Annotated in this window: 16 protein-coding genes; 4 read left to right on the top strand and 12 right to left on the bottom strand. The window is 43.2% G+C overall.

The annotated features are described in order from the left end of the window. Positions 1-8 precede the first annotated feature (8 nt). Entirely contained in the window at positions 9-1,262 is a 1,254-nt protein-coding gene (gene fabF, locus AC07NA_RS18780) for a beta-ketoacyl-ACP synthase II (RefSeq protein ID WP_494899095.1), read from the bottom strand. Between the two features lie 19 nt (positions 1,263-1,281). Beyond that, positions 1,282-1,518 (bottom strand): acyl carrier protein, encoded by a 237-nt coding sequence (locus tag AC07NA_RS18785; RefSeq protein ID WP_031266521.1) that lies wholly within the window; start codon positions 1,516-1,518, stop codon positions 1,282-1,284. 103 nt (positions 1,519-1,621) lie between these two features. Here AC07NA_RS18785 and AC07NA_RS18790 point away from each other — a divergent pair, with 103 nt between their 5' ends. Then, complete coding sequence (locus AC07NA_RS18790; RefSeq protein ID WP_494899096.1) at positions 1,622-2,089, top strand: IPExxxVDY family protein; 468 nt, start codon at positions 1,622-1,624, stop codon at positions 2,087-2,089. 55 nt (positions 2,090-2,144) lie between these two features. Beyond that, entirely contained in the window at positions 2,145-3,581 is a 1,437-nt protein-coding gene (gene pyk, locus AC07NA_RS18795; RefSeq protein ID WP_494899097.1) for a pyruvate kinase, read from the top strand. A gap of 218 nt (positions 3,582-3,799) precedes the next feature. Here the strand turns inward: pyk and AC07NA_RS18800 are convergent, their stop codons facing one another. Next, positions 3,800-4,294 carry a thioredoxin family protein gene (locus AC07NA_RS18800; RefSeq protein ID WP_345213137.1) on the bottom strand — a complete coding sequence of 165 codons (495 nt, stop codon included), beginning with the start codon at positions 4,292-4,294 and terminating at the stop codon, positions 3,800-3,802. 480 nt (positions 4,295-4,774) lie between these two features. On the opposite strand from AC07NA_RS18800, the gene AC07NA_RS18805 reads away from it, so the two are divergent. Then, the gene (locus tag AC07NA_RS18805) at positions 4,775-5,467 is read left to right on the top strand and encodes a PAS domain-containing protein (protein ID WP_494899098.1); all 693 of its coding nucleotides are present in this window, start codon (positions 4,775-4,777) and stop codon (positions 5,465-5,467) included. Between the two features lie 79 nt (positions 5,468-5,546). Here the strand turns inward: AC07NA_RS18805 and AC07NA_RS18810 are convergent, their stop codons facing one another. From AC07NA_RS18810 to AC07NA_RS18820, 3 genes are all read right to left on the bottom strand, one after another. Beyond that, positions 5,547-7,646 (bottom strand): LruC domain-containing protein, encoded by a 2,100-nt coding sequence (locus tag AC07NA_RS18810; RefSeq protein WP_494899099.1) that lies wholly within the window; start codon positions 7,644-7,646, stop codon positions 5,547-5,549. Positions 7,647-8,117: 471 nt separating this feature from the next. Further along, on the bottom strand, positions 8,118-10,214 hold the full coding sequence (locus tag AC07NA_RS18815) for an LruC domain-containing protein (protein WP_494899100.1): 2,097 nt from the start codon (positions 10,212-10,214) through the stop codon (positions 8,118-8,120). 232 nt (positions 10,215-10,446) lie between these two features. After that, positions 10,447-12,546, bottom strand: a complete 2,100-nt coding sequence (locus AC07NA_RS18820; RefSeq protein ID WP_494899101.1) for an LruC domain-containing protein — start codon at positions 12,544-12,546, stop codon at positions 10,447-10,449. A gap of 239 nt (positions 12,547-12,785) precedes the next feature. Here AC07NA_RS18820 and AC07NA_RS18825 point away from each other — a divergent pair, with 239 nt between their 5' ends. Continuing rightward, positions 12,786-13,577, top strand: coding sequence for a DUF3108 domain-containing protein (locus AC07NA_RS18825; protein ID WP_494899102.1), 792 nt, complete (start codon positions 12,786-12,788; stop codon positions 13,575-13,577). 521 nt (positions 13,578-14,098) lie between these two features. Here AC07NA_RS18825 and AC07NA_RS18830 read toward each other — a convergent pair. From AC07NA_RS18830 to AC07NA_RS18855, 6 genes are all read right to left on the bottom strand, one after another. Beyond that, positions 14,099-15,715 carry an ATP-dependent DNA ligase gene (locus AC07NA_RS18830; RefSeq protein WP_494899103.1) on the bottom strand — a complete coding sequence of 539 codons (1,617 nt, stop codon included), beginning with the start codon at positions 15,713-15,715 and terminating at the stop codon, positions 14,099-14,101. Beyond that, a complete protein-coding gene (locus AC07NA_RS18835; RefSeq protein ID WP_494899104.1) occupies positions 15,712-16,803 on the bottom strand; it encodes a ligase-associated DNA damage response exonuclease in 1,092 nt (363 codons plus the stop codon). Before AC07NA_RS18835 ends, AC07NA_RS18830 begins: the two co-directional genes overlap by 4 nt. 98 nt (positions 16,804-16,901) lie before the next feature. Further along, positions 16,902-19,034: a carboxy terminal-processing peptidase gene (locus AC07NA_RS18840; RefSeq protein WP_494899105.1), complete on the bottom strand. Its 2,133-nt coding sequence runs from the start codon at positions 19,032-19,034 to the stop codon at positions 16,902-16,904. Between the two features lie 202 nt (positions 19,035-19,236). Beyond that, positions 19,237-19,851, bottom strand: a complete 615-nt coding sequence (locus tag AC07NA_RS18845) for a hypothetical protein (RefSeq protein WP_494899106.1) — start codon at positions 19,849-19,851, stop codon at positions 19,237-19,239. An 82-nt stretch (positions 19,852-19,933) separates the two neighbouring features. After that, positions 19,934-20,776 (bottom strand): isoaspartyl peptidase/L-asparaginase, encoded by an 843-nt coding sequence (locus tag AC07NA_RS18850; protein ID WP_494899107.1) that lies wholly within the window; start codon positions 20,774-20,776, stop codon positions 19,934-19,936. Between the two features lie 48 nt (positions 20,777-20,824). Beyond that, positions 20,825-21,748 (bottom strand): cyanophycinase, encoded by a 924-nt coding sequence (locus tag AC07NA_RS18855; RefSeq protein ID WP_345213148.1) that lies wholly within the window; start codon positions 21,746-21,748, stop codon positions 20,825-20,827. Positions 21,749-21,833: the final 85 nt, after the last annotated feature.

The following is a 21,833-nucleotide window of genomic DNA, read 5'->3' on the forward strand; positions in this document are numbered from 1 at the left end:
CAATACTTTTAAACTTCGTACTTTTTAAATATAACAGACGCGTTATGGCCGCCAAAACCAAACCCATTGCTTTGAACTATATTAACTTCGCGCTTTTGTGCAGTGTTAAAGGTGAAGTTAATTTTAGGATCAAATACTGGGTCATCAGTAAAGTGATTGATGGTTGGAGGTATAATGCCTGTTTGCAAAGCCATAATAGAAGCTATAGCTTCAACCGCGCCCGCAGCACCAAGCAAGTGCCCGGTCATTGATTTGGTTGAGCTGATATTGATGCGATAGATATCGTCACCAAAAGTATCTTGTATGGCTTTAATTTCCTGCGGATCGCCAATCGGTGTAGATGTTCCGTGAACATTTACATAGTCGATATCGGCAGGTGTAAGGCCTGCATCTTCAAGCGCCGCTTTCATTACTAAGGCCGCGCCTAAACCTTCAGGGTGTGGTGCCGTCATGTGATACGCATCAGCACTCATGCCGCCGCCTACCATTTCGGCATATATTTTTGCACCACGGGCAATTGCATGGCCAAGTTCTTCCAATATAATGGTACCTGCACCCTCGCCTGCCACAAAACCTTCACGATCAAGATCAAACGGCCTTGAGGCTGTTGAAGGATCATCGTTACGGGTTGAGAGGGCATGCATGGCATTGAAACCACCTATACCGGCTTCGTTAATAATAGCTTCAGAACCACCAGAGATAAACATATTTGCTTTACCCAAACGGATGTAATTGAAGGCATCAATCAACGAATTGTTTGAAGAAGCACAAGCCGAAACTGTTGTAAAGTTTGGTCCGCGCAGGCCATATTTAATTGAAATATGCCCGGGGGCAATGTCCGCAATCATTTTAGGGATGAAGAACGGATTAAAACGCGGTGTACCATCGCCTTTAGCAAAGTTAATTACTTCATCTAAAAACGTTTTTAAACCGCCAATACCCGAACCCCAAATTACACCTATTCGGCTGGTATCCAGCTTTGAAAAGTCTAATCCGGCATCCTTTACGGCTTCTTCGGTTGAAAACAAGGCATACTGCACAAACGGATCAAGCTTACGCGCATCTTTGCGCCCCAGAAAACCATCAGCATCAAAACCCTTTACCTCGCAGGCAAACTTGGTTTTGAAATGTGTGGTATCAAAACTCTTGATCAAGGCAGCACCGCTTACCCCTCTTGATAAAGCGTCCCAGTATTCAGGAACGGTATTACCAATAGGAGTAAGCGCACCAAGCCCGGTTACTACTACTCTTTTAAACTCCATTTAATAGCTTTAGGGAGTCTTACTTAACGTTTTTTTCAAGGTAAGCAACTGCCTGACCTACTGTACCGATAGTTTCTGCCTGATCGTCAGGTATAGCTACGTTAAATTCTTTTTCAAACTCCATGATCAGTTCTACTGTATCTAAAGAGTCGGCACCAAGGTCATTGGTGAAGCTTGCTTCAGGTGTTACTTCACTTTCGTCAACACCCAATTTTTCTACGATTATAGCTTTTACTCTTGAAGCGATATCAGACATAGTCTTATAGTTTAATGATTAATAATTTTTCAGTTGCAAAGAAAAATAAATTCTGTTAAATATCAAATGTAAAACTTTTGCACAATATCAGTAACAAAATTTTATGCCTACAGTTTCAATTTGTAAATTTACCGCTGTAAAAATAGTGATTTTGAACAGGAAATTTTTAAAGTTTGAGATCGATCTTGATTTTGTTTTGATCGCAGTAACAACTTCGTTAAAAGATTACCGCATTTGCTACCTTATAAATAAGCACCTCAATTTTAATTTTGTTAAAAAAACCGACCTTGAGGTTGATATAAACCAGGCCGCGCAGCCTGTTTTCTTTTCTATTTACGAGCATCATTGGGAAGCCAGCGAAACAGATTTCTTTTTTATTGCCAATAAAGGATCAGATGGCTACCTTATACCCGAAATGCGAAAGATCGATTATTTTTTGATGATAAAAAACTATATAGATGATGATGAGCTTGATACGCTTGTTTTTTCGCTAAATAAGATACCCGAAATTGTTGCCGCCGTAAAGATTGATCCTAAAAAATTAAAATCCCGCGAAAATCTCCTATTTTAGCGGCGCAATTTTGAGTGTGATTGTTACACCATTGTAAAATTTAAGTTACCCCCATATGAAACTGAGTTATAACCGTACAAAAATAGTAGCCACGATGGGTCCCGCATCGTCGCCGAAAGATGTTTTATTATCGATGATAAAGGCCGGCGTGAACGTTTGCCGTCTTAATTTTTCTCACGGAAAACCCGAAGATCACAAAAAAACTATCGATACCATTCGCGAAATCAATGCACAGTACAAAACCAATGTTGGTATACTGGCTGATTTACAGGGACCAAAAATACGTATCGGCTTAGTTAAAGATGGTGGTATTCACCTGGTGAATGGTACACGCATCAACATTACTACCAATGAGTGCATTGGTGACGACAACCAGATCTACATCACATACGAAACCTTTCCGCAGGATGTAAAACCTAACGAGATCATTTTGCTGGATGACGGTAAACTGCAAATGCGCGTTATTGAAACCAACCGTAAAGACACCGTAGTTTGCGAGGTTGTACACGGTGGTATTTTAACATCACGTAAAGGTGTTAACCTGCCAAACACTAAAGTATCTATTCCAAGCTTAACCGAAGAAGATCTTTCTAACCTGCACTTCGCTTTAGATAACGATGTAGAGTGGATCGGTTTATCTTTCGTGCGTGATGCTTCAGATATTATTGAACTGAAACGCGTGATCAACTCACGCAACAGCGCTGCACGCGTAATTGCCAAGGTTGAAAAACCGGAAGCTATTGACAATATTGATGCTATTATTGCCGCTACTGATGGCGTAATGGTGGCCCGTGGCGATCTTGGTGTTGAAATGCCATTAGAGCAAGTGCCTTTGTTGCAAAAAATGATTGCTCGCAAATGTCGCGCGGCTTCAAAACCGGTAATTGTGGCTACACAAATGCTGGAATCAATGATCACTACCCCTCGCCCAACCCGTGCCGAGGTGAATGACGTAGCCAACTCTGTACTTGATGGCGCTGACGCGGTAATGCTTAGCGGCGAAACTTCAGTTGGTGAGTTCCCGGTTATTGTTATTGAAACAATGGCTAAAATTGTGCGTAACGTTGAAGAGTTCGGTTATCCGTTCAACTCATCAAAAGAGAGCACTTTAGACCTTGCATCACCTAATTACTTAAGCGACGCGGTTTGCAGTTCGGCTGTTTACCTTGCAGAGCATAGTAACGCGGTAGGTATCGTATCAATGACCACTTCTGGTTATACCGCTTTTGAAATTTCAAGCTACAGGCCAAAGGCAAGTACTTATATCTTTACCTCTAACACTCAACTGTTAAACGCTTTAAGTTTAATTTGGGGTGTAAGAGCTTTCTACTACGATAAACTGGAAAGTACTGATCAAACCATCAGCGATGTAAATGGCATACTTAAAACTGCCGATCTTATACAACCGGGCGATGTAGTAATTAACACTGCTGCCGTGCCAATTGTAAAACAAGGCAAAACCAATATGTTAAAAGTTAGCGTTATTGAATAATTAGTATTCGGTAACCCAATACAGCTATAAAACGAAAGCCGCATTTTTTATGCGGCTTTTTTTGTTTTGTCAGAAGATTTTTGCTGAGCAAACCTTTACGAACATCTTGTCGAGGCTGCCAAAGTAGTAGTCATAATAAATCCGTACCATTACCATAGCTCAATAATTTAAATTAGTTGTAAATGCAATATAACAAAAACGTTACAATTAATAAAAAATTATTTAACACTCACATAACTTTTTGGATCGAGCGCTTTTGTTGACCAGTTCTGGAAAAACTCCATCACCTTGGCTTTGCTATGGCCATCGCCTTCTTCCAGGTAACCTGAGTTTTGGGTATGCAGGCGGTTACCCTTACCATCAAGCACTACAAATACCGGGAAACCAAAACGCTGCGGATAGCCTAATGAGGCCAGTACGGCTTCGTTCTTATTCTCTTTACTGTAGTTCACGTGTACCGTAACATAGTTATCGTTAAGGTATTTGGTAAGGTCGGCATCGTTGGTAACCAGTTTATTAAACTTGAGGCACCAGCTACACCAGTTACCACCCAATTGCAGCAATACGTTCTTATGCTCTTTGGCAGCCTTTTTTACCGCGGCGGCTATTTCGGCTTTGGCATCAGCGGCGGGGTTGTATAGTTTGGCGGTATCCTGCGCTTTGGCAGCTATTGTAAATACAGCTAACAGGGCAATGAGTGTCAGTTTTTTCATTGTATAAATTTGTTAAAACCTAAATGTAGTGTTAAAACAAGTTAAAACCAATCAGCAAAAAGTAATATATAGCCTTATTGCGTAACATTAATGCTATTTATTAACACCGTTAATATGCCAAATAAAGTTATTTTAAGTATAAACAACTACTTATGTGGTATGCTTTATGTACTTTGTGGAAAACTCTGTATTTCAAATTCAGTAAGGCTTATTACATTTGAACATTCCCCTACTAAATATTATTAACGCATTTTAGCCGATGCAAATACGTATGGCCTTTACTACCATATCCACCTAAATTATGAGGCCATTTTTGCACTGCAATATATAAGTGCAGTGATTGATCAACAAAAGATCAACCCTCTATAATAGTTAATTTACACCAAGTAACCCCGTCAGTAATGATGGGGTTTTCTTTTTTAAAACACATGCTGATTATGAGAGTTATATAAGTTAACACTGAATAATAATAATAAGCAGATGCAAATTATACTTACACCACAGTTACTGGGCGATCTGATTGAAAAAGGATACACCTATATGCTGGCCAACATCGCTTTTAACGAAGATGCCGACAATAAACTACCCATTGTTTTGAAGCCCGTAAAGCAACAGCCGGATGTATTTGCCTTACCCAATGGTTACGAAACCTATTATCGTATAACCCGCGAGCCGCTGCAAATGATCAGCAGCCCGGGCAATACCGTTGTTATGCTTGATTATGCCAGCGATAACGACAGCATTACGGGCAATACAGTATATAACGACAGCTATTTTCGTATGAGCGAAGACTTTTTCAGGCAGGTACTGGATAGCCTGGAAGATTATGCCGTGGTAACTACCGATACCAATGGCGATGTTAACAGCTGGAATACCGGTGCCGAAAAGGTTTTGGGGTTTAAGGAGGAAGAGATATTGGGCGAAAGCGCTAAAATTTTCTTCACACCCGAAGATGTGGCCACAGGTATACCCGAACAAGAGCTTAGCACCGCCCTGCGTGAAGGCCGTGCTATTGATGAGCGCTACCATGTACGCAAGGATGGCACACGTTTCTGGGGCTCCGGACTGGTATTCCCGCTATACGATGAAACGCGAGTACATCATGGCTTCACCAAAATAATGCGTAACCTGCGCGAACGCGAGACCGCGGAAAAAAACGCCGAGAATATATAATACGGTTTTCAAAATTCTATTATAAACAAGCAGGCCCCGCTGATATCAGCGGGGCCTGCTTGTTTATAGTGTGGTAAACTTATTTCTGATATAGTTTTGAAACATCGCGGTAGCCTGCGCCTTCGTTGGTATACCACTCAGGGTATTGCCTTCCGGCAGACATTGCCCACTCATTAAAGTGCAGGTAGGCATCGTTAATGTTTACACCTTCAATAGGGTATTTAACCGAATACTGGTAGCTGATAGCCCATGGCAGGTTATTTGGCGACAGGTAATACCTGTTAGCTGCCGGGTTAGTGCTGTCATCATCAGTACCGAATAATTTGGCATTAGCCAAATCGGTTGGTAAATAGCCCGGCAAGTGAACCTCCGCGCCGCGGTTAAGGTTACTGATCAGGAACGGATTGAAATCGGCCACGCTTAATGCTGACTGATCTATAGGTGCGTTAAAGTTGATGGTTACAGTAACACGTTTGCCTTCTACCTTATCTTTTTCAGGTTTGGTATTTACAAAGTATGATCCGTCGAAATAGCTCAACACGGCATCGTGGTTATCAAATGGTATAATAACCGCTTTGCTTTGGCCTGCCTCGTTACCTTCGGCAGTACGTTTAATGTAGCTGCCAATTAATTGCTGGCCTCTTACCCTTTTAACTGCTGATGCAGGCACCGGCAATTGCACACCGAAACCGTTTTTAAATGAGGCACCGGCTGCAATTGGCACATATAAACCTTGCAGGTCAACCACCTGGTTTTTAGCGTTAAGTACAAATTTGTAGCGATAATCAATCACCAGGTCATTCATATCATAATCACCTTTTTTAGGCCAGTTGTCTTCAAAAGCAACCTGGGCAAAACGGGTTTTAGATGGGTAGTAGCTATCGAAAGCACGTTCCGGATCGTTAGGGTATTGGTCAGCTTCGTCGCTTACACCGTCACCATCGGTATCGGTACCTTTATCAATAATAGGAATATCAGTAGGGTCAATCGCGTCGGCAACGGTTGCTTTAGCGTAGAAAACGATATCGTTAAAGTCATGATCGCAGATGGCTTCGTTACGGGCAATATCTTCAAAGCCTACCACAAAGTGATTGTGCACATCATCATTTAATACTACAGTATGTTTTTTAATGGTGTTATCAGTTTCAGGGTTGAAAGCATCGATAGAGTAAAATTTATCTACATCGGTTTGGATGCTTGAACCTGTCCATGAGTTACGCAATACGATGAAAGCGATAGTAGTACCGGCTTCAAAAGTACCCAGTTTTACCTGGTCACCAGCCTGCAAAGCACCACCCGAACCTGCTGCCGAAGTATTAGGGAACACAAAAGTTGCCTTTTTAATATCGTTAGCGTTTTTTGGAGGATTGTTGGTTGGATAAGTATAGTAAGCCAACGTGTTTTGGTAAGTAGCACCTTCAGATATAAAGGTTACATCAACTTCAGATGTTTTAACTACGTTGATAGTAGGTACCGCTTTTTTAGTAAGGTATTTCGGGTGCAGTTTTTCAACCGGGACAGACTCCGGTAACGACGCGTTGATGTATTTAAGCATCAACGGTGTGATGTTAGCGCGTTGCGTTTCCTTATATTTAGGTACGCCTAAGTACAACGGGAAGTTAGCATCGTTATAGATAGCATCGCTTGCCGAAGTATAAGGTGCAGGATATACAAACTGGGTGCTTGTAACCGCCTGTGTACCTGTGCTGAATATTTTACGATTTTTTTGAGTAACCGCCTGTGCTATAATATCGCCGCTGAAAGTAGTTTTACCACCAATAACTACAGTAGTTGCACTGCCGTTTATTTTAGCGATAGCGTTACGCATTAAACCAACATAAGCAGGATCTATAATTACCTGGCTTAAGCCGGCAGGCACATTCACCTTAGCTTGTATGTTACCCGCATTATCCGTCATACCGGTGTACAGCGCTTCATCAGCATTAGTATTGGCCGGGTCGAATATGCGTACCAGTACGTTTGATAAAGGCTCGTCGTTATTAGCACGAAGAGTAATGTTAACATTTACCTCGTTAGAGGTTTTAAAGTTAAAACCATCCGGAGCGGCCTTGCCATTCGCGGCAGTGGTTGTGTTATCTGAGCCGGTTTGGACATCCTTTTTACAAGATACCATGCCGGTTACAGCTAAGGCAATAAGTAAGGTTAAGTGCTTCTTCATTTATATTTTAATTTAGTAAATAGATGTAAGTGCCATATTGCAAACACTGCACCATTCCCCAAAAACATATAGTTTATAGAAAGAAAGCTCCATTTTGGTGAAATTAAATTACTTGGGCATAGTAAAAAATTCCACACTTATCCCCGATTACCATTTCCCCAAATTTCCCCAATTGCTTGTGAAGCAGATTTCACAAAAATTAAAAAAACCTCCAAAGCATTATTATTTCGGCATTTACACTTCTCACAACAGGTATGAAGTGTGTGAACAAAATGATTAGTTTTTTAATTTAAATTGGCACAGTGGAGTTTTCGCCACAGTTAAATTTAATCTATTAAGTGAATTTCGGTTTCGCGGGAAACAACCGTCAGTGCTGCGGTCGTCGGGTATATATATTACCGGTTCTTATAAAACAAAAGAGGCAACGCCGTTACCGACGTTGCCTCATCAAATCAAACCACTAATATTTTATTATTTCAAGTATAAAGAGCTGTTATCTCTGAAACCTGCACCAGTGTTGCTGTACCAGTCGGTGAAAGACAAACCGGCTGAAGCTGCCCACTCAGCAAAGTGAGGGTATGCTTTGGTGATGCTAATTGTTTCAAGTGGATAAAGGATAGCAGTGTTATAGCTGATAGCCCATGGCCAGTTTTCGTTAGATAAGTAGTATTTACCTGCTGATGGTTTTGAAGCATCATCATCAGTACCGAACAATTTAGCGTCAACTTTATCAGTTGGAACATAACCCGGCAGGTGAATTTCATAACCTCTGCGCAGATTGCTGATCAGGAACGGATTGAAGGTTGATGGTGTTAAGCTTGCTTGTGCAACAGGTGAAGCGAAAGTTACCAATACCGATACTGTAGTACCTGTCATTTTATCTTTAGCGTTCAAAGTGTTCACGAAGTATGAACCGTCAGGGTTTTTCAATACTGCATCCTGGTTGTCGAAAGGAATGATAACCGCTTTGCTTTGGCTGGCTTCAACACCGTTGCTTGCGAAGCTGATGTAGTTGCTGATAGCTTTTTGGCCTGTTACTGATGCTACTGTAGAAGCTGCTACCGGTAGTTGTACACCGAAACCGTTTTTGAATGAAGCACCTGATGCTTGTGGCAAGTAATCGCCTTGCAAAGTTACTACCTGGTTTTTAGCGTTCAATACTGAAGTGTAACGGTAGTTGATCACTAAGTCGTTCATGTCATAGTCACCTTTTTTAGGCCAGTTATCTTCAAATGCTACTTGAGCATAAGTTGTAGCAGATGGGTAGTAGCTGATGTAAGCTTTAGTAGGATCGTTAGGGAAAGCATCCTGATCGTCAGCAACACCGTCACCGTCTGTATCACCACCTTTGTCAATTACAGGTACGCCATCTTGTGATATACCGTTTACTGGGTTAGAAGTCGCGTAGAAAACTAAGTCGTTAAAATCGTTATCAGAGTCAACATCTCTTGGAAGATCTTCAAAACCTATCAGGAACAATTTATGAACATCATCATATAAAGCGATAGAGTGTTTCTTTAAGCTCGCGCTGCTCTCAGGGTTCAAGTTATCTTGAGAGAAGTATTTAGTACCGTCAGTTTTGATACCTGAACCGGTCCATGCGTTTTGTAATAAGATGAAACCAATAGAAGTACCTGCTTCAAAACGACCTAATTTTACTTTATCACCTGCATTTAAAGCACCGGCCGAACCTGTGTTTGATGCGTTTGGCAATATGATAGTAGCGTTAGTGATATCGCTTGCGCTGGTTGGGGGAGTACCGGTTTTGTAAGTATAGTAAGCCAAAGTGTTTAAGAAACCTGCACCTTCAGATACGTAAGTGATCCAAACGTCAGACTGTGCTGTAATGTTAAGCGTAGTAGTGTTTTTGCTTGACAAGTACTCAGGGTGGCTTTTAGGAACCGGGTTTGACTCTGGCAATGAAGCGTTCACAAATTTTAATAATGAAGCGTCGATCACGTCGCCGGTTGCCTCTAAATATTTAGGGCGACCAACACTCAGCGGATAAGTTGAGTTGTTAAATACCGCGTCGGCTGAACCTGTGTATGGTGAAGGGTAAGCGAATTTAATGTTAAGAGCGTTACCTGTAGTAGCCGTACGTATTGAGTTAGTTTTTAAAGTTTGATCAGCAGTGTAACCGATGATATCGCCACCGAAGCTGTTTTTACCACCGATAACTACTGTAGTAGCGTTACCATTGATAGCAGCAGTTGCGTTGCGCATTAAACCTACGTAAGCAGGATCGATGATCAGTTTATCTAATGAAGTAGGTACAGTAACGGTTGCTTTGAAGTTACCGCTTTTGTCAGTTACTGCTTTAAAAATTGGAGAAGTAGTATTGTTAGGATTGTAAACACTTACAACTACACCATCAATTGGTTGGTCGTTGTTGGTTTTCAATGTTACGTTTAACGCTACATCTTTAGTAGTGTTAAAGTTGAAACCTTCAGGGGCAATTTTGTCAGTAGAGGTGGTTGGGTTTGGGTTAACCTGGTTTGAACCGTCTTTCTTACAAGATACGATACCCGCGATTCCAAACATCAACAGGTAGGTAAATACTTTTTTCATGTTATAAATTAATTAGTGTGTCTTTTTGTTCAGTCTTATGCAACTATAAGTCCAAACTTGCCAATACTGGGTTTCAAGCACGAAATAGCCCTTTTTGCGTGCCAAAGGTCAATATTTTACTTCACACTTTTTCTCACTTTGGGAAAATTTTCCACAAAATGAATTCCCCACAAACAAAAAAACGCCACAATTGCTTGTGACGCTTCCCCATTATTAGTTAATTAAAGAAATCCTACTTTGAGTAAATGAAGCTATTATCGCGATAGCCTGCCGCGGTATTGCTGTACCAATCGGTAAAGCTCGAACCGCCCGATGCCGCCCAGTCTGCAAAGTGCAGGTAGGCTTTGGTAATAGTTGCCGTTTCAATTGGGTAACTGATGGCTGTGTTGTAGCTGATAGCCCATGGCCAGTTTTGTGCCGACAGGTAATACTTACCACTTGATGGTACCGATACGTCATCGGCAGTACCGAATAGTTTGGTATCGGCCTTATCAGTTGGCACATTGCCTGGTAAGTGCACTTCATAGCCCCTGCGCAGGTTACTGATCAGGAACGGATTGAATGATGAAGCCGCTAAATTAGCCTGATCTATAGGCGACGCGAAGGTAAGCAGTACTGATACCGGGGTACCCGCAACCTTATCCTTATTAGTTAATGTATTTACCAGGAATGATCCATCAGGATATTTCAATACCCCATCCTGGTTATCAAACGGAATAATTACCGCTTTGGCCTGCCCGGCTTCTACCCCGCTGCTGGCAAAGGTTATATAATTACTGATAATTTTTTGCCCGGTTACCGATGATACTGTTGAAGCAGCTACCGGCAGTTGCACACCGAAACCATTTTTAAATGAAGCGCCTGCTGCCTGGGCAATATAATCGCCTTGCAGGGTTACTACCTGGTTTTTAGCATTTAGTATATATTTATAACGATAGTTTACGATAAGGTCATTCAAATCGTAATCGCCTTTTGATGGCCAGTTATCTTCAAATGCCACCTGCGCATAAGTACTTTCTGATGGAAAATAGCTGATGAATGCCCTTGTAGCATCGTTAGGGAACGCGTCCGATTCATCGGCCACGCCATCACCGTCGGTATCGCCGCCATCATCAATGGCTGCTACGTTAGTAGTTGATATCGCCGTAATAGGGTTAGCGGTAGCATAAACAACTAAGTCGTTAAAGTCGTTATCCGAACCGCTTTGCCTGTTTTGGTCTTCAAAGCCCAGCAGGAATAGTTTATGCACATTATCATAAAGCATTACCGAGTGGCGTTTAGTAGCCGTAGTAGTTTCAGGGTTAAAGTTAGGGTTGGTATAAAACTTCGTGGCGGCTGTATTTACTGTAGAGCCAGTCCACGCGTTTTGTAATATTACGAATGCGATAGAAGTGCCTGCCTCAAAAGTACCCAGTTTCACTTTATCGCCGCTTTTTAAGGCACCGCCAGAGTTTAAGGCCGAAGCATTAGGGAATACATAGGTTACCTTATCAATACCACCCAATAATGTACCGCCTGTTGATAAGGTTGGCGGATCGGTAGTTTTATAAGTATAATAACCCAGCGAATTTAAAAAGCCAGCGCCTTCAGATACGAAAGTGATCCAAACATCTGATTTAGCGGTTACGTTGATAGTAGCTACCGCGCTCGAACTTAAATATTCAGGGTGCGAAGTAGTTAATGGTGTGCCTTCCGGCAACGAGGCGTTTACATAAGAGAGTAAAGAGGCATCGATAATATCGCCAGTAGCTTCCAGATAGGCAGGTTTGCCCAAGTTGGTTGGCGCTACAAAAGCGTTAGATGCAGTGTAACCTGTTGGGTAACCATAATCGGTAGTGATAACACCGGTGGTACCTAAACCGTTACCCCTTATTACGCCGGTCGGGTTTATTTGTTCGGCTACGATATCGCCGCTGGCACCTGCTTTACCACCCAGCACCACTGTTGATGATGAGCCGTTGATAGCAACACGGGCGTTACGTATAAAGCCTACATAAGCAGGGTCTACAACTAACTGGCTTACAGAAGTTGCTACGTTAATGGTGGCTTTTAAATTACCGTTAGCATCGGTTACGCCCTTATAAATGGCCTGATCACTATTGGTGCTGCCTACATTGTATACGCTAACCACTACGCCCGATATTGGCTGATCGTTATTGGTTTTAAGCGTTACATTAACGTTAACATCCTTACTGGTTTTAAAGGTAAAACCGTCGGGAGCAATTTTGGTTGGGTTTTCATCCGGACCATTATCTTTCGATTTGTCCTTCTTACACGATACAAATCCCGTAACTGAAGCAATCAGCAGGATTGAAAGTAGTCTTTTCATCATAATATTAATTAGTTCGTTAGTCGCACCGAAAACTTTTTTGCTCTCAGTTAAAATCTTAACGGCTACAAACTTCAACAGGTTCTGTATCAGCCTTGAATGAACAAACTGAATAGGCTTTTGAACTTAAATGCGGGTTTTTCACATTGGTCAATGGCTAACATTTGTAAATTTTGATGATGATTTTCGGGCCTGTAACAAATGCCTGTGCAACAAGTCAAACCGGCAATAAAAAACTTATCATGATTAAAAAAGCTATACTTTTCGCATTGCTGCTGGCCTGTATGGGCAGCTATACATTTGCCCAAACTGTAGACACCATCCGGTTGAAGGACAAGCGTCTGCTCACATCGGTTTTGCAACCCGGGTTTAAACAATACATGGTTTATTTTCAAATGCCCGTACGCAACAAAGTGCTCAGCATTTCCTTATGGACGCGCGATGTTAGCGTCACCACATTTCAAAACCAGCCGGTGTATAAGGTTACCCAAAACTGGTACGCCGCCGATACCAACCAGTACCGCCACATTATATCCATCAATAAAAAAGCAGACTTCGCCCCTGTTTATCACTCCGAAACTATCGGCACTAAAACCAAGGCGTATAATTGGTATGCTGATAAAGTAGTTGGGGCAGATACCGTTGCAAACAACCTGGCTAAGGATTTCAAGATTGATTTTAGCATTCCCAACTTTAACTGGAATTTAGATATCGAAACATTTGAGATGCTGCCGCTGGCGACCGGAAAAACTTTCGCCATCAACTTTTACGATGCCGGCATCCTGAAACCCGACTATATCCTATACAAAGTAACCGGCAGCGAAACGCTCACCCTGTTAAATAACGAAAAGGTTGATTGCTGGGTACTGCTGCACGATGGAGAACACAACGGCGCCAAATTCACCCAAACCTTCTGGATCACCAAGAAAACCCATGAGTTTATTAAAGAAGAAGATGCCTTTAACGGCGGCTACCGTTACAAAGTAAAACTACCGGGCAGTGCGGTAAATGTTGTGGAGCGGTTTAAGAAGTAGGATAAATCAAACTATCGTTATTGCGAAGTTTAAAATTCGGGAATGAAGGTGAGGTGACGTGTAAAATCAGAAAGGCATAGCCTGTCACCCTGAGCCTGTCGAAGGGTGCGCGGGTGATGGCCTCTGCACACGATCCTTCGACAAGCTCAGGATGACCCATTTATAAACGCATCCCCGTCAGCAAAGAGCTTCGGGCGAAAACGGGCAGAACTGTGGAGGCCACGAGCGCAAATGCGGGCATAGCGAACTTGTTGCATGTGGGCGGGCAAGAGTGGCGGGGCAAAAGTTCCAGCCCTAAGTTCTGCACGTTTTGCAGCGCAGAGGCCATGTGCGGCAAAGAAGCCTTTTGCTGGACAAGGGTTTTGTTACTTTTGCCCTCAAAAGTAATGGGGCACTGCGCCCAAGAGCAGACTAACGTAAATCACAGCACAAGCAAAGCCTAAGTAGAGATTGCTTCGTACCTCGCAATGACGTGAAGGAGAAAGAGGTTGCTTCGCTCTCCGCAATGACAAAAGAAAACATCATTCATTCAAAAGCGATTTCAAACTCTCTAAAGTATCCGCTTCTTCTTTCTTTTTATCATGCCGCCAGCGGAGGATGCGGGGGAAACGGAGGGCGATGCCCGATTTGTGGCGGGTTGATTTATTGATGCCCTCAAATCCAATCTCAAATACCAGTTCGGGTTTTACGGTGCGTACCGGACCAAACTTTTCGAGCGTGTTACGCTTCACAAAGTTATCAACCTTGTTTATCTCCTGGTCGGTAAGGCCCGAGTAGGCTTTGGCAAAGGGTACCAGCTTATCGCCATCCCATACGGCAAAGGTGTAATCGGTATACAGATCGGCACGGCGACCGTGGCCTTTTTGCGCGTAGATCATCACCGCGTCTATCGACAGCGGATCTATCTTCCATTTCCACCAATCGCCACGGCGGCGACCAACCTGGTAAGTGGCGTTCTTACGCTTCAGCATAATACCTTCGGCAATCATGGCACGTGATTGCTCGCGGATGGTTTCCAGTTCGCCCCAGTTATCAAACTTTATGAGTGCCGAAATTCTGAATATATCCGAAAATGACGTGGCGGCTTGTAAGGTTTCCAGTATCTCGCGGCGCTCGCTTTGCGTTTTACTGCGGATGTCTACGCCCTCGTACTCCAAACAATCGTAGGCAATTACCGCAACCGGACTTTCCTCCAGTATTTTTTTACTTAAGTTTTTGCGGCCAATACGTGTTTGCAACACATTGAACGGTAATGGCTGATCGTCCCGAAAACTCAGTATTTCCCCATCTAAAACAGTACCATCTGGCAGGGCATTTAAAAACGGGTGCAATTCGGGGAATTTATCGGTGGATAGGTCTTCTCCCCTGCTCCATATAAATATTTTGCCCTCGCGCTTAATCATCTGCGCGCGGATGCCATCCCATTTCCATTCGGCCTGCCAGTCACCGGCATCGCCTAATGAAGTCTGCAAGTCATCGGCCGACTTTCTCTTTTCTGAAGTTTCCTGTATAGGGTAAGCCAAAAAAAAAGGGTACGGCCTCGAAATATCATCGGCCGCGCCTTGTGCCTGTATCAATTGCGGGTAATGATAAGTTTCGGGCATCCAGCTCCCCATAATGCGGTGGGTAAGCGTGGGCGCTTCAATTCCGGATATATCCGCCAGCGCTTTAATTACCAGATTTTGCGATACCCCAACCCTGAAACTTCCCGTCAGTAGTTTATTGAACACAAAACGCTCCTGGCTATCCAGCATCGCCCATGATTCTACCAGCCAAAGCTTACGCTCTTCTTCGGTGCGGGTAGCAATTTCGTTTATTTCGGCAATCCATTCCGTGAGCGATTTATGACTGCTGTTCTCATTGGCAGGCATCAGCAAGGCCATAGTTTCGGCCAAATCGCCCACTACGTGATAGCTTTCTTCAAATAACCAGGCCGGGATGTTTGATACCTCGATGGCCCAGTTACGCACCAGGGTAGAATTGATAGGCCGCTTCGGCCGCCTGCCGGTAAAGAGTGCAAGCATGTGCATCTTGTCCGAATCGGGCACGCTGGTGAAATATTCTTTTAAAACCTTAACCTTTTCGTTGGTTTTGTTGGTTTCATCTAAGGAAAGAAAGAGTTGGGCGAATGCTTTCATATAGCAGATTCCTCCTTAGCTTCACCTAAATCCTCTCCGGGTGATAGCGCCTTTTCTTTTTCCTCAACAACTTCCCCCTCTGCCGGAGATGAAGCACCCTCTTCATCATCACCATATAACGTATGCACCTCCTGCGCGTTAAAACCTATTTCGTTTAAATAGCGAGTGAACGATGCCGTGTAACCGTGGGTAAGGTATACTTTTTCGCAACCGGTAGCATCAATGGCGCTGATGAGGCCATCCCAATCGGCATGGTCGGAGAGAATGAAACCCCTATCGGCAGCCCTGCGGCTTTTCGCTCCGCGGATCGCCATCCAGCCCGAACAATAGCCGAAACTATATGGCTGAAACTTCCGCATCCATGGTGTGCCTACTGATGATGGCGGGGCGAGTATGATTCCCCTGCGTACTTCCTCTTTCGGGCTATCTATGGTAATACGTTCAGTAGGGTTCAGTATAACACCATTGCGGCGCAGGGCTTCATTGGTATTTTCGATAACGCCGTGGGTATATACCTTACCAATATTTAGATCGAGGTTCTGCAAAATGCGTTGTGCCTTGCCTAACGAGTAACCCACAATTACCGTAGCCACGCCGTTATCCACATTGCTTTGCCACCAGCTGTTTACATCCTCAAATATTTTAACCTGCGGTTTCCACTGGTAAACAGGCATCCCGAAGGTGCACTCTGATATAAAATGATGACAACGTACCGGTTCAAAAGGTGTTGATATCCCATCGTCTTCCGTTTTATAATCGCCGGATACCACCCAAACTTCACCCTTATACTCCAACCGGATCTGTGCCGAACCTATCACATGCCCCGCCGGGAAGAGCGAGATCTGCACGCCGTTCTTCATTACCGTTTCGCCATACTCTACGGTTTGCAGTTCAATTTCGCCAAGGCGATACAGTAAAACCTCGCGCGATAAATGGTGGGCCAAATAATGCTTGTGCCCCCAATAGGCATGGTCGGCATGGGCGTGGGTAATCACGGCATCGTCCACAGGTTTCCAGGGGTCAATATAAAACTTGCCCTGTTCGCAGTAGATGCCCCTATCGGTAAATTCAAGCAATGGTTTAGCCATGGTGCTTAGATAACCATTGTAATACCAATTGGTTTTAAAACAACAGATCCCGGCTTCGTTTCCGAACCGGGATCTGTTAAATATGCTTTTAGCTACGCTTACTTCATTACCGAAGTAAACTTGTTATCTAAATTAATATAGTCGATCAGGATCTGTCCGGCCTCAACCTTAATAAAATCCAAATCTTCGTTGCGTGGCCTTGTTTGTCCTTTTTTAAGCGGAGGCAAGCCCATAGCTACACGGCGTTTGTTACCACGTTCAAAGGCGGTAGTTTCATCTTCGTCGCGTTCTTTTTTAAACTGCGCTTCGTTAAGCGTTACACTTTTTTCAGCATCGTGCTTTTTAAAATCCGCGATATCCTGCAACAGGTATTTATAACTATCGCTTTTTGCCATACGTTGCTGATGCAGCTTTTTAAGTTCGGGTAATACGGTTGCAAAATCACCCACCTTGGTGTAAGCGCTTTTAGGGATCACATCGTAAGGCAATGCCGATGGTTCAGTATCTTCACCATATTTATCCAACGGAATAACCGATGGGAAATCAATATCAGGCGATACACCTTTGTGCTGGGTTGATCCACCGCTGATGCGGTAGAACTTGGCAACAGTAAGGTTTAACTGACCATAAGTATTCTGGCTGCCGTTACCGGCTGTTTTGGGTTTGTTACCTGCTAAATTAGCAACCTTATCAACCAGTGAATTACCTATTACTTTATCTAAATTGATGGCGCTTTGCACGGTACCTTTACCATAAGTTTGGGTACCCACAATTAAACCACGGCCATAATCTTGTATAGCGCCGGCGAAAATTTCGGATGCTGAAGCGCTGAAACGGTCAACATTGATCAATAACGGACCAGCGTAGGTTACCGTTGGATCTTCATCATCATTCACCTCAATTTGGCTTGCAGCGTCTTTTACCTGTACAACCGGGCCTGTTTTAATAAATAAGCCGGTAAGTTCAATAGCTTCAGTTAACGAACCACCACCATTCTGACGAAGATCGATCACTACACCGTCTACTTTCTCCTGTTTCAGGGTATCCAGTATCAGTTTAACATCGCGGGTGGTGCTTTTGTAGTTAGGATTACCTGAACGGTAGTCATCAAAATCAAGGTAAAATGCCGGGATAGAGATGATACCTACTTTAAAAGTTTTACCGTTGCTGTTGTAAGTTCTTATTTCTTTTTTGGCCGATTGATCTTTCAGGATGATCTTCTCGCGCACCATTTCAACAATTTTTGGCTTGCTTGAAGTGTTCACACCGCTTGGCAATATCTCTAAACGTACAGTTGTACCTTTAGTACCACGAATAAGTGAAATTGCGTTCTCCGTTCTCCAGCCTACAATGTTTTGGAACTCACCGGTTTTGCCTTGTGCAACACCTACAATGCGGTCGTCAACATTAATTTGCTTGCTTTTATCAGCCGGACCGCCAGGTACTACCGATTTGATAGTTACGTACTCGTTCTCTGACAATAATGATGCACCTATACCCTGTACCGAACGCGACATTTCAATGTTGAAATTAGCGGCATTGGCCGGGTTAAAGTAGTTAGTATGCGGATCAACAGCCTCGGTAAAGGCATCCATAAAGATCTGGAATACGTCTTGATTAGTCAGCTTATTTGATTGCGACAACAGGTTATCGTAACGTTTTTTCAGCACCTCTTTATTTTTAGCCATATCCTTATTGGCTACCTTTAAACTAAGCAGATCGTATTTTACACGTTCGCCCCAAAGGGTGTTCATTTCGCTTTCGCTGTTAACCCAAGGTAAGTCGTCGCGCTCAAAAGTAAACGTTTCGTTTTTGCTATAATCAAAATTGGTATTGATCTGCGTAAGCGAATACTTAATGCGGTCGTTATACCTTTTTTGGTACACATTAAAAATGTAGAACACATTGGCCAGGTTACCGGCTTTCAGGTCGTCATCTAAAACGGTTTTATATTTTTCAAACTCTTTTATATCAGATGCCAGCAGGTAATTATGGTTAACATCAAGCGATTTGATGTAACGGTTATACACCTCTGTTGAGATAGAATCGTTAAGAGTTACCTTCTTATAATTGTATTTTGATATCAATTCGGCCACTTTTTTGGCCACTATGCTTTGCTGCTCATCTGGTTGCAGATCATTAGAACCGGCAACTTTCGCCGGTTTAGAGGGAGAGGCCTGGCAGGCAAGCGCAGCACTAACCACCAACACTACATATAGTTTCTTTAGCATATCTTTTACCGTCTTTAATTCAAGGTTTATGTTCAACATCAATACTTGTGCCTCTTTTTATTTATTTGCTAATGTAAAAAAAGACAGCATATTATGCTGTCCATCTACTTATTAATTGAATAACAATATTACGATAATGTTTTACTTGTATTGTATATGACTCGGCATTTTACGCTATTGTTACAAAAAAGTATAATTATTACTACTTTGATTTTGCAACCGGCTCAACATTGTCGGCATACTTTAATTCGCTTTTGGGGGCTTGCGAGTTAATTCCCTGTATGCTTTCCAGCTTTTTAACTATTACTTTTTCATCTGCCTTCCAACCGTTACTGCTGGCTATCTGCCTGGCTTCCAACAAATCCTGACGGCCAAGGTTAACATCGCCCATATCAATTTTAACATTGGCAAGGCTTATCAAATTGGCAAGGGTATGCCTGCTGTTATTTTCGCGGCGCGATATCAGGATGCTTTGCAACAGGTACCATTTAGCTTCGGAAAGGCGGTTTTGCTTGATATAAATATTTGCCAGATCGCTAAAGTTATAGCTTGCCGTGCTGTACTCCCTAAAACGCATATTATGCTGGGCATTACGCATGGTTTTGTACTCGGCCATATTAAGGCGGTACCAGCTTATTAACTCACTGCTTATTATCTTTGGGCACGATACGGCCTCAAACTTTATTTTTTCAACGGAATGGTTTGTCGTGTTAGCTATGGGCGGAAAGCGTTTCCCCTTTAAAGGGCCAATCCTCCACCACTGTGCCGATGCCGAAAAACTTATTGAACAAAAGAGAACAAGTACAAAATATTTCATGTATTTATTTGCCCGGGTTTAATAAATTAACTGGTACTCAAACATAATTATTAATTACCAGATATACAATAGTTTGCGCGGGTTATTCAAATACCTCGGTTTCGCCGTCGCACAATGCCCAAACCATGTAAGGATGGGTATCGTCGTGGTAAATATCACCGTTGGCAGCAATACCGATTATGCCCGCGAAGCCATTATACGGTTTTAATTCGTCGAGGGTTTTATCAGATGCCGCGTGCAGCGAAAAACCATCGCTTACGCGCGTAACTATCTTAGTAGCAATTGATCCGCTTACAATATCCTCGCCAACACCGGTGCATGATATACCTGCAAAAGCATTGGCGTAATTACCGGCCGTGGTGGCCGAATCGCTCACGCGGCCGGGTATTTCAAAGCCCTTGCCGCCTGTTGATGTAGCCGCCGCGATATTGCCGTAAACATCAAGCGCTACACAGCCAACGGTACCTAAACGGATAGAGTCACTTAATTTTTTTTCGTATTCCTTACGGCGCTGCGGTATTTCGGGGCTGTAATATTTAAAGCCGTTCTCGCGCGCGAAATCCTGCGCGCCTTTGCCGCTTAGCACCCTGTCTTCATAAGCCAATAATTTTTCGGCTATACAAATAGGGTTCTTTACATCCTCAATATTGATAACGCCCGAAAATCGCTGGGTTTTGCCATCCATGAGGGAGGCGCTCAATCTTATTTTACCGTCGCTTTGTATTTGGGAACCGGTACCGGCATTAAACAGTTCGCAATCCTCCAGCAAACCTACGGTGCGTACCACAGTTTCGAGCGCGGTATGGGTTTCCAGATATTTATAACCGGCCTCTACAATCTCCTTTAAAGCACTTTGCTTGGCCTGTTTAACCTCCTGGTTAGTTTGCGACTCGCTGAAAAAACCGCCGTGGATAATTAACTTCATTTGGGTACAATTAGTTTATAACGGACGATTGTGTTTTTTATGATACGATCATTGTAAAAGATCATCATTGCCGGGCATGTTCAGGAATACACCATCCTCTACCTTTATGGCCTTTTTTATTAACAGCCTGTGCTGTTGCAAATCGTATTTATCAAATATAGACATTACGTGCACTTTAAGGTTCTCGATAGATACCGGGTCGCCTATTTCTACATCGTATATATTGGTTTCAACCATTGATTTACCGTCAACCAGTATTACCAGGCCCGAGCCTATGGCTTCCATCATGCTGCCTTCGGTGATCAGCAAACCTGCATCCTCACCCAAACCGATACCTAATATGCCGGGGTTACTGGCTACCGCGTACAGTAACCTGCCTATGCGACCGCGCTGTACAAAGTGGGTATCCACAATAACACCGTCAACAAAACCCAGTCCGGCGGTAATTTGTACTTCGCCTTTTACCAGTGCCTCGTTGCTTTGTCCGCGATAGATCATGTGAGTGGAAGCCGCTGCCGCGCCTGCCGATGTACCGGCTATCACGAAATGCTCTTTCTGATAGCGCCTTTTCAGGATCTGCAAAAATTCAGTACCGCCAAAAATAGCGGTAAGGCGCAGCTGGTCGCCGCCGCTGAACATCACTACATCAGCTTTGTTGAGGCGGTCGAGGTATTCTTTACGGCCGGCATCTTCCCTGCTTTTAATGTGCATTACATTTACATGCGTAACATTCAACTGCCCGAACGATTTGATATACTCATCGCCCACCAGTTCAGGAATTTGCGAGGCGGTGGTTATTACCTCCACTACCGAAGCCTCGTGATTGGCAGATTCGGTGATAATGCGCCTTAATATCCCCTTTTCAAAAAACTTGATATAATTGGGCTGCATTATATGTTCCTGGGCGCTTATGTTGCTGCCCATATCAACTGCACCGCCTATTATGATCAATTTACCTTTCGGGACACCCATATTTTATATCGCTTAATACAAATTAAGATAAAATAGCTCAGAAACAATAGGGTATTTTTAAAAAAGTGACGGATTTGCACATCAA

Source organism: Mucilaginibacter sp. GW821-FHT07G05 (assembly GCF_059418565.1).